Here is a 15,220-nt window from a genome sequence, read left to right as displayed (position 1 = left end):
CCTCCAGGCGGTCTCGCACGGACAGCCAAGGCGCCAACACTGCGGAAACGGAGCCGGACGCATGCGTGACGACTCAGTACGATGAACCGCCTCGCACCGGGCAGGCGAGCGGGCGGGAGAGTGATGACATGGCGGACCAGAGCAGGAGCGGGCGTAACCCGTCGGCTCAGCGACGCGGTCAGGGGGAGCTGGAGGCTCAGGTGCTGGCCGCGCTGAGGGACGCTCCCAGCGCGGTGAACGCGGGCTGGGTGCAGGAACGCCTCGGCGGTGACCTCGCCTACACCACCGTGATCACCATCCTCACCCGGCTGCACGCCAAGGGAGCGGTGTCCCGGGAACGTGCCGGCCGCTCATTCGAGTGGACCGCGGTCGCCGACGAGGCCGGTCTCGCGGCCCTGCGCATGAGGAAGGTCCTGGATTCCGAATCGGACCGTGCGGCCGTACTCGCGAGCTTCGTGACCGCCCTCTCTCCGAACGACGAGCAGGTCCTGCGGGACCTGCTGGCCCACGACTCCTGGGAGGGGGAGGACTGAAGCCATGGGGGTCTTCGTCTTCCTGCCACTCGTCCTGCCGCTTACGGCCTGGCCCATCGCCCGCCTCGCCGAACAGCATCTCCATCCCCGGACCGCGACCCGGCTGCTCTCGGCGGTCGCGGGGGTCCTCGCGGTGTGCAGCACGCTGTGCCTGGGGCTGCTCATGATCGTCGGCACGGCGCAGCTGCCCGGGAATCCGCTGCCAGACGGCTGGTCGGACCCCGAGGTACGCGCGGCAGTCCCGTACGACGAGGTGGCCGGCCGGGCGGCCATTCCCGTACTGCTCGCGGTGGTCGCCTCCTGCGGGTGGGCCGCCTGGCGACAGCTGCGCGTGCGCCGGCGGGCCGCGGGGGCACTCGCGGGCCTGCCGCGCGCTCGGTCGTTGTACTGCCCGACCCCACCCCGTACGCGTACGCCCTGGCGGGCCGCCGCGGGCGGGTCGTGGCCAGCACGGGCATGCTCGCCGGGCTGAACTCCGCCGAGCGGCGGGCCCTATTCGCCCACGAGCGGGCCCACCTGGCGGGTCGTCACCACCGCCACCTGCTTACGGTGCATATCGCTGCCCGGGCCAACCCGTTCCTGCGCCCGCTGCGCACCGCGGTCACGTACACCGCGGAGCGCTGGGCGGACGAGGCGGCGGCCACGGTGGTCGGCAACCGCCGCGCCGTTGCCCGGGCCATCGGCAAGGCCGCCCTCATCGCCCCGACCATGCCCGCGGCGCTGCTGCCCTCACTGACGGGCGCCGGTCCCGTGCCTCGACGGGTCGCCGCTCTGATGCGACCGGCCCCGGTGGGCCGTGCCTGGCCGCCGGTCTTCACGGCCGTGGGTTTCGCGGCGTGGAGTGCCGCCGTCGGCACGACGGTGTCGGCGCTGTCCTCGGCGAACTCCGCCGTGACGCTGTTCCTCATCCTTCACGTGGCCACACCGATGTGACCGGCCGGCGGGCCGCACGGCTGCGTGCCCGCCGCGGTCGTACCGGTCAGCTCCGGATCTTGAACCACTCCAGGGCGGTCACACCGACGGCCGCGAGGGCGATCTGCAGGGTCCACTCGATCCAGTCGACTTCCCTGGTGTCCGCCACTCCGAGGCCGGCGGCGAGTGCCGTGCCGGCCAGGGCCGCCACGATGCCACCGCGATCGTCCACAGCATGCCGATGCGCTGCCGTCCGGCAGGGGGAGCCGGCCGGGCGTGCCGATGACGACGCCGATCGCCATCGCGCCGAGGACGCCCGAGATCTCCATGCCGTCGCCCGGCTGTGACTGGTGCTCTCAGAGATCGAACTCGTGGGGCGGCAGATCGAGGGTGAAGCAGGCCTCGCGGACCAAGGCCTGCTCCGTCTTGTCGAAGTCGCCGTCGGCGCCGCCGATGACGATGCCGATCTGGATGACCGCGCGGGCTTCGGCCGGCTTCTTCTTCGCCTTCGCGATCTCCTGGAGCACGCTGACCTTCCCGAAGTCGAAGTCGGCGGTCAGCTTGTTCAGGTTGTCGTCGAAGCGGCGCTGGAGGTCGGTCGCGTCGAAGTTCTGCAACACCTCGTTGGTCGAGATGAGCTGTGCGACCCGGCGGCGCTCGGCGGGGTCGATGGTCCCGTCGGCGGCGGCGACGAGCGCACACATCGCCATGCTCGCGTCCCGGAAGGCGCCGCTCTTCAGGTCGTTCTTCTTCGCCATCAGCTGGGTCTGCATCGTCGATGCGGATTCCTTGAAGCGGTCCCACAGAGCCATCAGTACTCCAGACGTCGACTACTTCTACGTATTTGTAGAACGTAGCAGCGGACGGAGAGGTTCCTGTGGTGCGTACCGGATGTGGCGGTCAGGTTTCCAGAGAGCTGGCGGACGCCCCGGCCGGGAGGGGCCGCCGACGACGCCCACCTGTGGTTCGGATGCCGGCGGCGCCCCGGGTGGGTGGAGGGTGCCGACGGCGGCATAGAGGCCTCCCGGTGAAGTAGGGCCGCGCGACGGCGTGTTCGGGGAGAAAGAGTCCGGAAACAGTCTCCGTTCGACCCTGGACGCCACGGCGGGAGGCTCGATCGTGCAGGCCGGACGCACCCGGCGGCCGACCCTTGAGGGCGCGATCTGTGAGTGGGTGAAGAGTGGACACCAGACCTGGTTCCTTTACAGTGGGTGTAGAAGTACGGGGAGGGGCGTGACTCTCTCCCCACGTCGTTCATGAGAAGGAGCCACGGGCCCGCGATGGAGCCTCCGAGTACCGGCCGTGCCGTATCCTGCCTGCTGACTTTCGGTGAGCGAGCGGGGGTGGCACAGTGACCGAGGTCCTCCTGTTGCTGCTCGCACTCGGGCTCACCCTGGCCTGCGCCGTCTTCGTCGTTGCCGAGTTCTCCCTGACGACTGTCGAGCGTGGTGAGCTGGAGCGGGCCGTCGAAGCGAAGGAGCGCGGCGCCGAGGGCGCGCTGCGTGCCGTCCGCCGGCTGACCGTGCAGCTCTCCGGTGCCCAGTTCGGCATCACCGTCACCTCGCTGGTGATCGGCATGCTCGCGGAGCCGTCCCTCGCGGCTCCAGCTCCGTGGCCATCTGTGCGGCCGACATGCCCTGCGCGACGAGCGGGACGATGTCGCGCTGTTCGCGTGGCAGGAAAAGCGTTTCGGGGTCCAGGAGCGGTGGCTTGTCGATCGCCTCGGTGACATAACCGACGGCGACCGCGGCGGCGGTCTCGTTTGGCTGCCCCTCACTGGTGTATCGAGGCCGGGGGTGGATGACGCGGGGGCTGCGGCTGAGGGAGTCGGGGTGGGTGGTGGACAGGGCGGCGCCCAGTAGCCGGGCGGGGGAAGCCCCCGGCCTCAGATGCGGCCGGGGGCTTCCCCCGTTCAGGTTTGTATCCGTTCTGTCCGGCTCAGTGCTTCCTCGCCTTGTCCATGTACTTCCCGAAGTGGGGATTCATAAGCTCCAGAGCGGGGTCACGGGGCATGATCCTCGGGTCGAAGCGGTCGATGAGATCATCGCCGATGATCAGCCTCTGGAGGTTGAACGTCTGGTCCCTCCATTCCTCCCTGGCCATCCCCATTGCCACTCCCAGGCGCGGGATGGCCTTGGCTCCGGTCGTCATGGCGTCCTGCCTCAGGTACAGGTCCTCACCCTTTTGCTCGACCGTGAAGGTGATGGTCGAACCGCGGTCGTCGAAGTATCCCTCTTCGATCACCTCGAAGGTGAAGCTGGTGTCCGCGGTCGTCACCAGGACCACACCAGGGCCTCCGAGTAGGGTTGGGCTGATGCCGTGGGCACTGGCCCCGGGGTACAGGGTGCAGACATCCCCGCCGACGAATTCGTCGCAACCCTTCACCGGGAATGGGAAGACCTCCCCGGGGTTTTCCTTGAACGCCGCCATGACGGACTCCGGCGAACCCAGGATCGATGCCTGTCCCAGGTAGTTCTTGTACGAGTAGGAGTACGAGAATTTGTAGTTGCTGACCGGCTTGGGGTTGCTTTCGCGGCCCTTCGGCGTCCTGTTGTACGTGCCCTTCTTCCGCGCCTGCTGCGTCATGGCGTCCGCCGCCGCGCGGCAGGAGTCGCGGTTGCAGTTGTCGGAGTAGTCGCCGACCACTCCGTCGGTGTCGCCCTCGACACCGGCGCAGATGCCGTCGCGGCCTCCGCCCGGCGAGCCGTGCAGGCACATGCGGCCGTCGGGGTCGGTGTTGCCGACCGGGTCGTTGTTCGCGTAGGCGTAGCCGTTCCACTGCTGCGGGTCCATCGGTGACAACAGCGGGTCGGGGCTGATGAAGCGGCCCGTCGTCGGCTGGTACAGGCGGACGCCGAGGCTGGTGAGCCCGGTCGTGTCGTCCTTCTGGCCGCCGACGAATCCCTTGTTCCCGGTCCAGGCCGTGGGCGCGGTGCCCCGGACGTTGCCGAAGGCGTCGGTACGGCTGCGGGTGGGTGCCAACGTCGACAGGTCGATGCTCAGGTTGTTCGTGCCGTGGTGGTCGGCGATCTGGACGGTGAACGCCCCGGCCGCGGTTCCCGCACCGGTGCGCACGATGGTCATGCCGCCGGGGATGGGGTAGTAGCGGGTGCCGGTGCGGGCCTGGGTGGCCGTGTTCACCGTCAGCTCGTCATTGCCGAGCGTCAGCGTGGCCGTCGCGGGGTTGCGACGGATCAGCAGCTTGCCGTCCGCGTCGTACAGGTACGTCGTGGTGCTGTTGGGGATGGTCCACTTCTGCCCGGCGGGCACCGTGGCGCCGCAGTCGCCCAGCACCAGGTTCGTGCTGTCGGTGTTGACGTCACCCGGCACTGTGAGGCAGCGGCCGGAGGCGGGGTTGTGGAGAGCGCCGTCGGCGCGGGCGATCCAGGTCTGGTCGGCGCCGCCGTCGCAGTCCTGGAACGTGATCGGCGATCCGGCCGCGGTGCCCATGGACTGGACGCACCGGTTGCCGCTGGAGAGCGTGCTGTTCGCGGTGGAGTACCTCTGTCCCGCGCCTGTGTTGCACGTGTAGATCTGCAGCGGGCTGCCGACCCCGGTCGAACCGCCCTCCGCATCGAGGCACTTGCCGCCGATGCCCTTGATCTGGGCGGCCAGGGTCAGCGAGGCCAGCTTGCCCTCACTGTTCCACGTCAGGCTGCTCGTGCCGGCCCTGCCGGCCCGGTAGGAGGTGGTGGCGCCGTTCTCGTCGTACTGGAACTTGTCGTTGTTGGTGCTCGTACCCGTCTTCGTCGTGGAGAGCAGGAGCCCGTGCGGACCACCCGTGCCGCCGCCGGTGGCGGGAGCGGAGGTCGGGGCGTTCTGTTGCCCGGCGAGACCGAACGTCTGGGTGGTCGTGGTGTCCTTGGTCGTGTCTCCCGCCGGGTCGTGGCGCACCATCTTGGTGCGGTTGCCCGTCAGGTCGTAGGCGTACTCCTGCCAGTAGGGAGCCGGTCCGCCGACGGTGGTCTTCGCCGGGGCGACGGCGCCGCTGGTCGGCGTGGTGTTCGTGCACGTGCCCTGGTCGGCGGTCTGGTGCGTGAGCGGATCGGGCCTCTTGATGCCGCCGGTGTCCGTCCACGCCGTCGTCAGCCGGCCGAGGTGGTCGTAGGCGAAGCACTGACGGTCGGTCTGCGCGGGGGTGTTGTCCGCGATGTTGGTGAGCGAGGTGATTCGGCCGGTCTGGTCGTAGGTGTAGCCGGTCTGCTGCACCGCGCCCGTCGTGGAGGTCTGCTTGTCGATGAACTGGTCCCGGAGCCGCCCGGTGGCCTGGTCGTACACCGTGGTGGAGACGACCTGGGAGGCCCACGGGTTGACGGTGGACCGGATCACGCGACCGAAGGCGTCGTACTCGGTCTGCGTGTCGTAGGTGGTGGCACCGGCGTACTTGTACATCTGGCCGTAGTCGTTGTACGAGTAGGCGATGTCGTCCAGCGGCAGACCGGCGAGCGCCGGCAGGACCGTGCCCTTGGGGTTGCCGGTGAGTGGGTCATAGGTGGTGCTGACGCTGTACGTGAAGGTGCCGGAGGCCAGCCCTGCGTCCGTACCGGGCATGGTTATCGTCGTGCCCGTGATCCGGGCCCCGTCGTCGTAGCCGGTCACGGCGCTTGTGTATGCCTTGCCGGCGGAGCCGCCGACGTAGCGCGTGGAGGTGGCGGGCTTGCCGTTTCCGCCGGCGGCCGTGTCGAACGTCCAGCCGGCCAACTGCTTGGCGGCGCTCACGGTGCCGTCGTACACGCCGGTCTTCCGCCCGAGAAGGTCGTACGTGTAGACGAGCGTCTGGTTCTTGGCGTTGGTGATGGTGGAGAGACGCGAAGCACCGTCGTACGTCTGCGTGGTCGTGCCCGTGTCCGGGTCACTTGCGCTGACCTGGCGGCCCCGCTGGTCATAGGCGTACGACCAGACGTTGCCGACCGCGTCCTTGCGGGTCAGGGGCTGGCCGTCGAGGGTCGAGGTGAGGCGGGTGACGGCCGCGTCCGAGGCCTGCCCGGTGGGAGCGGGCGTGGAGTACTGCCACAACTCGGTAGTGTGGCCCAGGGCGTTCGTGAACACCGATGTCGGCGCGCTGCCCTTCGGCGGCAGGACATCGGTGCGGTCAGCACCCGGATAGCCGGTCGTCGTACGGTGCTGCTCCGTGCCCAGTGACCACGTCGAGACGACGGTCGCCCTGTCGAGGCCGTCGTAGCTGGTACGCGTCTGCGAGGGGATGGAGCTGTCCACGGCGGTGACGAGGACGTCCTTCGGCCCCGAAGCGTCGTTGTACCAGGCCGCGTTGGTCGTCATCGTCCGGTGGTGCGAGTCGAAGCGGGTGTCCGTCACCAGGCGACCGGTGTAGGTCGGGTTCGCCGGGTTGGACTGCTGCTGGCGGACGTGACCGAAGCCGTCCATCAGCTGGATCGATGTGGTTCGGACCGGCGTGGTGCCGTCCACGGTCAGCTTGCCGGTCGTGATCGTGGAGGGTGCGCCCGCCTGGTTGGAGACCCGGTAGCCGAACACCACGTTCGCGTTCGGGTTGGCCTCCGAGGTGCGCCCCGGCGCCCACACCGCGGTGAGCCGGCCCAGCGCGTCGTAGGTGCTGGTCGTCGTCTTCTGGTTGGGGTCGGTCACCTTCAGGGCCAGTCCCCGACGGGTGTCGTAGGTGGTGACCGTGTCCCAGGTGCCCGCAGGCTGGCCGGGGACAGGCGTGGAGACGGTCACCGTGCCGGGCAGTTCGCCGGCGGCGGCCGCGGTGTAGAGGGTGCTGGTGGTGGCGCCGTTCGGGTGCTGCGCGTCCTTGCTGTTCGGGTCGGTCGTGGAGGTGGTGCGGCCGTAGCCGTCGTACGTGCTGGTGGAAGCGGTGACGAAGACCGGGGTGCCGTCGGCGGTGTACCGGTCCAGGATCTCGCTCTTGGTCGCGTCGGCCGTGGCGCCCGCCTGGCCGAACGGGAGCCCGTCGTAGAACGTGCGGGCCCGGGAGACCGTATTCGTGGCGGTGGCGTCCGCGGTACAGGCGTCGGCGCCCGAGACCTTCAGCACTTCGGACACCAGACCGGTGCGCTGGGCGTCCGGTCCGGTCGCGTAGGCGGTGCGGGTGCACTCGTCCGGGACACCGTCCGCCTGCTCCAGAGAGGTCACCGTCCGGTTGTTCCGCGCGGGGTCGGTGACCTGACTGCTGGTGCTCGTCCGCCAGCTACCGTCGGCCAGCTTCACCCGGGTCGTGGCGGTGAGCTTGGTTCCGGTGTATCGGGCGACCAGGGCGGGCAGGCCGGTGCGCGTGCGGGTGGCGGTGACGACCTCGTCGCTGGAAGCGTGCACGGTCTGGGTGACGGCGGCGCCGCCCGCCTGGTCGAAGGCCTCGGTCTGCAGCACCTGGCCGTTGAGCCAGTCCACGTCCGTGACGTCCCGGCCCAGTGCGTCCGTCAGGTGCGCGGAGCGGGCGGTGCCGTCCTTGCGGATGTCACCGTCCATGCCCTGGCGGTAGGTGGTGACGGTCTCCGACTTGGGGCCGTCGTTGCCCGAACCGACCGTGGTCGTCACCTTCGCGAAGCCTCGGAAGTCACCCCAGGTACGCGCCTTGGTCTCGGTCAGCTCGCTGTCGTCACGGTGCCAGGCGGGGGAGCTGTACGTATACGCGGTGATCTTCTGCGGGGTGTCGGTGGCGATGTCGTTCTCGGTCAGGGACTTGACCGTGTAGCGGTGGAACCAGTCGAGCACCGGGTCGGAGTCGGCGACCGAACCAGGCGGGGACCAGCGCACGGGGTAGCAGGCCCGCTTGTTGTCGTCCTCGGCGGCCGGCATCACGTTGTTGATCCGCGAACAGTCGGCGAGGTTGTAGTCGACGTTCAGGACGCCGCCGGTCTCGTTGCGGATCTGCTGGATCCGCGCACGGTTCATGATCGGTGGCGCGGGGACCAGATTCGTGCCGTCCACCCGGTTCGGCAGCATGACGGGCGTGAACGACACCGCCGGGAGGTCCAGGTTCGGCGTGCCGGCCCTTCCGGTGCGCTGGATGGAGTCCAGCCACAGGGCGCGCTGGCTGCCCGCGTCCTTCGGGTCGGGGAAGGAGTGGGCCAGCCGATAGTGGTCCACGTCCTTCCACACGTTTCCGAGGCGTACCTGGGTGGTGATCTCCGTCAGGCGCTTGGTGGAGAAGTACGTGGCGGCGTAATAGACGCACGTGCCGGTGCTCTTGCACTCGTTGTCCACGGGAACGTCGGGCCAGTTGGCCTTGTTGGCGACGGTCCGGTTGGCGGGCTCGCAGGCCGTGCCGGCCGCGACGCAGCGCTCGACGACGGTGAAGTTGACCTTGGCGGCGGGCTGGAGCGTGCCCTTGGCCGCGACCTGGTCGGAGAGCTTCTGCCCGTAGGCGATGCTTGCCAGGGTGGTGGCCCGGGTGTACTGGGTCATCGTGCCGGTGCCGTTGTTCTGGCCGGCGCCACGCTTGTACCAGTTGGTCTCCGGAGCCCACGAGTACGTGGTGAGGTTCCCGTGCGCGTCGACCACGTGGTCGAGGTAGAGGCGCTGCCACATCTGGCACCAGGACCCGGCACCCTTGGCGGCGTCGTAACACGGCTGGCCGCTCTTGGGCGTGTACACCGGCACCGAGGACACGGCGTTCGTGGCCCGGTCGGTCTTGTCACCACCGGGCAGGTGGTTGACGCCGAAGTAGTACGTGGTGCCCGAGGAGTCGGTGACCTTCGCGTACGAGCCGTCCCGGACGCCGTTGGCGGCACCGGAGCCGAACTCGATCTTCGTGCCGTCGTCGTCCTTCAGACGCCACACCCCCGTAGCGGCGTCTGTGGTGGCCGTCGCCGAACCGGCCTTGTCGTCACGTACCAGGGCGCCGGAGCGCGAGCCCAGCGACAACGATGCGTTGAACCCCGCCCAACAGGCGTCGCCCGAGTCGGGGATGCCCGCCTTGTCGCACGGCTTGTAGACGCGCTCGATGAAGCCCGGGTTGAATTCCCAGCCGTCGCCGATCCAGGAGGCCTGGGCGTTCGTGACGGAGGTCTTGCCGTCCACCGAGGAGGAGTTGTAGCCCAGCGAGACTTCGGGGACGGGGCCACCCAGCGTCGGAGGGAGCTGGATGGGATGGTTGTACGTGAGTGCGCCGGAGCTGCTGCCCGAGGCCCAACTCTGCGAGGCGTTGAGCGGGGTGGCCTCGTACGTCCCGCCAGGGCCGGAGGAGTCCGTCTCGGCGGCCAGCAGCATCGGGGCGCCGGCGGAGGTGACCAGGAGGCGGCTTGACTTCGACGGGGCCGTGCCCGCGGCGGGGGCAGGAGCCGGGGCAGCCGCCGTCGGAAGCGTCACGTCGGCGATCAGGCGCCCGGTCGTCTTGTCGTAGCGCGTGGTCAGCGGGGTGCGCACCTGGCAGGACGGCACCTTCGGTGTCGTCAGCGCGCACGCGGGCAGCTTCACCAGGCGGCCGCGAGAGGCGAACTCGCCTCCGGTGGCGGCCTGCAGGCCGGCGAGGTCCAGGCCGACCTGGACGCGGGAAGCCGTGGGGGAGTCGCCGGACGCCTGTGCGGCGAGGTTGAGCAGGACCCCGTTGACCCCGACGGCGCGGGCGGAACGGTCGTCCGCGCGTACCACCGTGACCTTGCCGTCGAAGCCCCGCGATGCTGCCCCTGCCTTGGCGGTGACGCCCTTCGGGGACACCCACACCGGCAGGCGGCCGGCCTGGACCGGAGCCGTGCCGACGGCGCCCGTCAGGTCGGCGCTGCCGGCGACCGGAGCGGCGAACGGGATCCTGGGCTGCGCCGCGGAAGGCGTGGGCACCGGGTAACGGGGCTTGACCGTCTGGGTCTTGCCGGCATCGGTCGCCTTCACCGGCTTGGTGCCGGGGAGCGGGCGGTGCGGCGGCTTCCAGATCTTCGAGAAGTCCGCTTCGGCAACCTCGGTTCCGACCTGCGCCGCTTGCACCGACGGTGCGCCGAGCAGTGAGGCCGCGAGCGCCACGATGACCGGACCGGCCACCCGTGAGCGGAACGTGCACGTTCTTCGGCGCACGCCGTGGACTGACATGAGGATGTCCTCCATCGTTGAACAGCAGAGAGCGAAGGTCCCGGCCGTGCGGGCCGGGACCTTCTTTCAAAAAGGTATGGAGAGTGGGGAGCTGGGCCCGCGGAAGGAAGCAGAGGGAGGTCCCGGATCCAGTTGAATGCCGGTCTGAACGGGGGAAGTTAGCAGCAAACGATCGTTGAGTCACTGTCAACGACAGTTTATGGACAGGTGGGAAAGGTCACGCGGCGGCCAATTGGGCACAAGCTCGCACAGGAAGGGCGGAATTAGTTCCTCCGCCTGTTGATCCGCTGTGTGCTCGACTGCCACAGTGCCCCGACCCTGACCTGTCTGATCAGGGACTCGACACGTCTAGGGGAGCGGGCACTCGCATGTCCAATGCACGAAGAACCGGCTTGCGGACGCCGGTCACCGCCAGTCTGGCGGTGGGGGTCTCGACGGTTCTGCTACTGGCGGCGCCGTACATCGCTGAGGCCGCACCGGTGCCTCTGCCCGACGCGCGGGCCACGCCGGGAGCATCGACGGGCCCTGTGGCGCCCCGCGCCACGGTCAAGCCGACCAAGCCCACCGCACCGTCAGGAATGCCCGCTCGCACGGGGGTCGAGCAGGCATGGGAGCTGGCAGCGAAGACCGGCAAGGACGTGCCGGTCCCGGAGCTGACGACGGAGTACACGACCACGGTCGCCACCCCGAAGGGCAAGCTACGCTCCGAGAGCCACGTCCTGCCCCAGCGCACCAAGGGCGCCGAGGGCCGCTGGCAGACACTGGACGACACGCTGACCGTCCGTGCGGACGGCGCCGTGACGCCGAAGGCTGCGAGTTCGGGCCTGGTCATCTCCGGCGGCGGCACGGGTCCGCTGGCGACGATGACGACCGCGGATGGAAAGAAGCTGTCGGTGTCCTCGCCGTTCCCGGGCGCGCTGCCCAAGCCCGTACTGCGGGGCAACGACGCGCTGTTCGAGAACGTGGCCCCCGACACCGACCTCCAGGTGAGCGCCACCAAGTACGGCGGCTACACCACGGTGGTCGTGCTGCGTACGCCGGCAGCGGCCGCCAACCCGGCCGTGCGTAACCTGGTGTTCCCGACGGAGACCAGCGGTCTGACGCTGGCCAAGGACAAGGACGGCAGCCTCACCGCCGCCGCAGGCAAGGACACGGTGTTCCGGGCCCCGGCTCCGCTGATGTGGTCGGCCGGCGAGGCCCGCACGCCCGGTGCGCGCGGGTCTCGTTACGCCGACTTCGAGGCCGCGGAGGGCCGCAGCAGTGCCGATGGACCAGGCGCCGCTGCTTCCGTGGCCCGGATTCCGGTGACGGGCGCGAAGGTGACCGGGTCCGCCAAGCGTGCCACGGGTGAGATCGCCCTGGCCCCCAGCGCCGAACTGCTCGATGGTGCCGACACCAAGTACCCCATCTACGTCGACCCCTCGTGGTCCGTGGACAGTCGGGGCAAGCAGCACCACGCGTGGGTCCAGCAGGCGTACGACGCGGGCAACTACGACCGCACCGGTTCCAGTGACCGGGACCGTCCGGGCGTGGGCTACCAGGGCTGGGAGACCAGCAAGGGTATCGAGCGCGCGCTGTACGAGTTCGATCTGAGCGGGTACGCGGGCGCAACCATCAACTACGCCAACCTCCGCCTGGAGCAGTACATTTCGGCGGACTGGTCGTGCACGAACAAGTACCCGGTGCACCTCTACCGGGCCGGCGCGTTCAACTCCACGATCAAGTGGAGCAACCACCAGATCCGCGAGTGGATCCAGAACCAGTCCGTCGGCGGCAACGGCAACAGCGGGGACTGCTACGGCAATATCCCCGTGGACTTCAACATCACCAACGCCATGCGGGACGGCATCCGTGACACCGGTACCCCGCTGGCTTTCGCCCTGACCGGCCAGGAGGGCACCGGCGACAAGATCGCCTTCAAGCGGTTCGCGTACACCGCCGTCCTCAGCGCCGAGTACGATTTCCCGCCGCGCGTTCCGGAGAACCAGCACACCGTTCCCGCTCCACGCCGCGTGGTCTCGGGCGATACCCAGGCCTGCGGTGACATCTCCGCTGACCAGTTCGGGTGGATCACCACCCCCACGGTCACGATCACCTCGAAGGTCAGCAGCCACAACCAGGGCCAGCTCACCGAGTACGTGAACGTGTGGGAGCACAACACGGGCGCGACCGTGAACCAGGGCTGGTCCGGATTCGTCAGCACCGGCACCGACGCCACGTACAGCACCCCGTTCGACGCGGTGAAGGACGGTCACAACTACGGCTGGGCGGTCCAGGGCGACGATGGCCTGCTGCGCGGCCCCGCCACCACCTCCTGCCACTTCGCGGTCGACCTGACCCCGCCGGTCCTGGAGTTCGGTCAGTTCACCAACCCCGCCACCCAGTTCCCGCCGGCCGGCAACGGCCAGATCACCAACCTGCGCCTGGGTGACACGGGCTCCCTGCCCATTGTCGCGTCCGACCCGAGCCCGGGCGCTGGCCTGCGCAGCTCCGGACTGGCCTGTGTCCAGTGGGGCTTCGACGCGCAGCTCGTCGGTGCCCAGCAGCAGTGCGGCAGCCCGCTCAGCGTGAGCTCCCTCAGCGTCAAGCCCACGCACTGGGGTACCAACATCGTCTACGCGCGGGTCCTGGACGAGGCCGGCAACGCCTCGCAGACCCAGTCGTACGCCTTCTACGTGCCGTGGAAGGACGGTGCGGTCGCCTTCGGTGACACCACCGGTGACGCCCGCTCCGACATCCTCGTCCCGGACACCGCGGGCAACCTGATCACGCACGGCCGTGCCTCCGACGGCACCAGCCGCAGCATGATCCCCAGCGGCACCGCGGCCACCGCGCTACAGGCTCCCGAGACCTCCTCCGGCCGGACGTGGAAGGACTACCGCGCCGTTCACCGCGGCTCGCTCGACCCCGGCCGCAATGTGGACGACCTGTTCGTCCACCAGGAGCCGCCCACCCCCGGCGCGTTGGGCGGAGCGCAGCTCTTCGCCTACGACAACACCCTCTCCGACCCGGGCCGTTTCTCGCTGGGCACGAAGACCACGGTCGCGAAGCCGGAGTGCTCCACCACTCACACCACTGCCTGCACCGGATACCACAACGTGCCGACCTGGGAGTACTCCAGCCAGATCACCCCGACCGGCCCGGCCCGCACCACGCGTACCCCCAGCCGCCAGGTCACCGACGCCACCGGCCTGCTGTCCGTGGAGTCCGGCAACCTGTGGTTCTATCCGGTCAAGTCCAACCAGACTCTCGCCGCACCCACCCTGGTCGACGCGAGCGGCAGCTGGGACGACAAGGACCTGATGGTCCCCGGCAACGCCCTGAACATCGGTGCCACCACGGACATCGCCCCGGCGCTGTGGGTGCGCAACCGCACCAACGGTGACATCTTCCAGTACAAGCTGACCACCGCCACCCGCGCGGTTGACGGGTACGTCGTGGTCGCGGGCGTGGCGGCGCAGCCGGCCACCCGCATCGGATACGGGATCAAGGGCACGGACTACCCGCGTGTGGGTTCCGAGGGAGACGTGACCGGCGACGACATCCCGGACTTCTGGGCGGTCGGCACCGACGGCACCCTGCACGCCTGGGCCGGCACCGCCGCCGGCGGCGCGGTCAACGGCTACAGCGGCTACCACGTCCGTGGCGACGCCCAGGCCCCGACCGCCCAGTGGCGTCTGGAAGGCGACACCAAGGCCATCCCGGCCAAGAACGGCAGCGGCGTGTCGAACGACGCCACCGCCACGGCGATCACCTACGCCACCGAGACCGTGGACGGCCGTTCACGCAAGGTCGCGGTCTTTGATGACGTGGCGAGGTCGGTCATCACCGGGCCGGCCAAGGCGGTCGACACCCGGCAGTCGTTCACCATCTCCACCTGGGCTCGTATGAGTGCCGCCGACGGCGTGATCGTCAGCCAGGACGCTGCTCACGCCAGCGCGTTCATGCTCTGGGCCGACGCCGGCCACTGGCGCTTCGCCATCGCGCGCGGTGACGACGACGGCTGGCCGTACGACTACAACTCCACTGTCACCCCGGCCAACACGTTCAAGAAAGGCATCTGGACCCACCTGACGGCCACCTACAACGCCACGACGGGGGCCATGAGCCTCTACGTGAACGGCACCCTGGCCTCCAGCGGCTACCACCGGGCCGCCACGAGCCCCGCTCCCAGCGGTTCCCTGGTCCTGGGCCGGTACAAGTACGTCAGCAAGCCCAGTAACTACCTCAACGGCGCCATCGCCGGACTGTCCGTCTTCCAGAACTACGTACCGCCGGCCACGACCACGGACCTGCCGATCCGGTACGCCGCGTCGCCCGACTTCTGTGTGGACACACCGGAGGGCGCCAACGGCAACGGCAACCAGCCGCAGCTGTGGGGCTGCAACGGCTCCGACCCGCAGAAGTTCAGTGTCAACGCCAACGGCACCCTGACCCAGAAGGGTCAGTGCGTCGCTGTCCGGGGCAACCAGACCGCGCACGGCACCGACCTGATCTTCTGGCAGTGCCTGGGCGAGGGCGGCCAGCAGTGGCTGCCCCGCGCCGACGGCAGCATCTTCAACCCGCAGTCGGAGGCCTGCTTCGACCTGCCGCAGGCGAAGCGGGACTGGAGTACGAAGTTCATGATCTGGGGGTGCAACGGCACTACCGCCCAGCGCTGGAGCATCCCGACGCTCCGGACCCCGGACCTGCCGGTCGCTCCGTAACACCCGCACCACCTGATCCATCGCCGCCGCTCCCTGGGCACGGGCCAGGAGCTCTCTGCGGAGCGGGCG

4 protein-coding genes and 3 pseudogenes are annotated in these 15,220 nt (G+C 69.4%); 4 read left to right on the top strand and 3 right to left on the bottom strand.

The genetic code is table 11. From position 1 onward, the window contains the following. The first annotated feature begins 128 nt into the window (after nt 1-128). Complete coding sequence (locus ABZ567_RS18760) at nt 129-533, top strand: BlaI/MecI/CopY family transcriptional regulator (RefSeq protein ID WP_360790981.1); 405 nt, start codon at nt 129-131, stop codon at nt 531-533. Between the two features lie 4 nt (nt 534-537). Further along, a pseudogene (locus ABZ567_RS18755) lies at nt 538-1,466 on the top strand (M56 family metallopeptidase). A gap of 46 nt (nt 1,467-1,512) precedes the next feature. Here ABZ567_RS18755 and ABZ567_RS18750 read toward each other — a convergent pair. Next, nucleotides 1,513-1,774, bottom strand: a pseudogene (locus ABZ567_RS18750) (GlsB/YeaQ/YmgE family stress response membrane protein). Between the two features lie 27 nt (nt 1,775-1,801). Further along, entirely contained in the window at nt 1,802-2,257 is a 456-nt protein-coding gene (locus tag ABZ567_RS18745; protein WP_360790979.1) for a TerB family tellurite resistance protein, read from the bottom strand. Between the two features lie 539 nt (nt 2,258-2,796). Here ABZ567_RS18745 and ABZ567_RS18740 point away from each other — a divergent pair. Next, nucleotides 2,797-3,045 (top strand): annotated as a pseudogene (locus ABZ567_RS18740) (CNNM domain-containing protein); the annotation flags it as partial. Nucleotides 3,046-3,383: 338 nt separating this feature from the next. On the opposite strand, the gene ABZ567_RS18735 reads toward ABZ567_RS18740, so the two are convergent. After that, nucleotides 3,384-10,445, bottom strand: a complete 7,062-nt coding sequence (locus tag ABZ567_RS18735; RefSeq protein ID WP_360790976.1) for a ricin-type beta-trefoil lectin domain protein — start codon at nt 10,443-10,445, stop codon at nt 3,384-3,386. Nucleotides 10,446-11,023: 578 nt separating this feature from the next. On the opposite strand from ABZ567_RS18735, the gene ABZ567_RS18730 reads away from it, so the two are divergent. Then, nucleotides 11,024-15,151, top strand: a complete 4,128-nt coding sequence (locus ABZ567_RS18730; RefSeq protein ID WP_360790973.1) for a ricin-type beta-trefoil lectin domain protein — start codon at nt 11,024-11,026, stop codon at nt 15,149-15,151. Nucleotides 15,152-15,220: the final 69 nt, after the last annotated feature.

Source organism: Streptomyces sp. NPDC016459 (assembly GCF_040632845.1).
GTDB lineage: Bacteria > Actinomycetota > Actinomycetes > Streptomycetales > Streptomycetaceae > Streptomyces.
The sequence above is the reverse complement of the archived record's forward strand: the minus strand, read 5'-3'. Positions and strand labels throughout refer to the sequence as shown.

Bases quoted from the DNA above. Each gene is read 5' to 3' on its own strand.
- ABZ567_RS18735 (WP_360790976.1), bottom strand. From the start codon at position 10,445: ATGTCAGTCCACGGCGTGCGCCGAAGAACGTGCACGTTCCGCTCACGG.
- ABZ567_RS18760 (WP_360790981.1), top strand. From the start codon at position 129: ATGGCGGACCAGAGCAGGAGCGGGCGTAACCCGTCGGCTCAGCGACGC.
- ABZ567_RS18745 (WP_360790979.1), bottom strand. From the start codon at position 2,257: ATGGCTCTGTGGGACCGCTTCAAGGAATCCGCATCGACGATGCAGACC.
- ABZ567_RS18730 (WP_360790973.1), top strand. From the start codon at position 11,024: ATGCCCGCTCGCACGGGGGTCGAGCAGGCATGGGAGCTGGCAGCGAAG.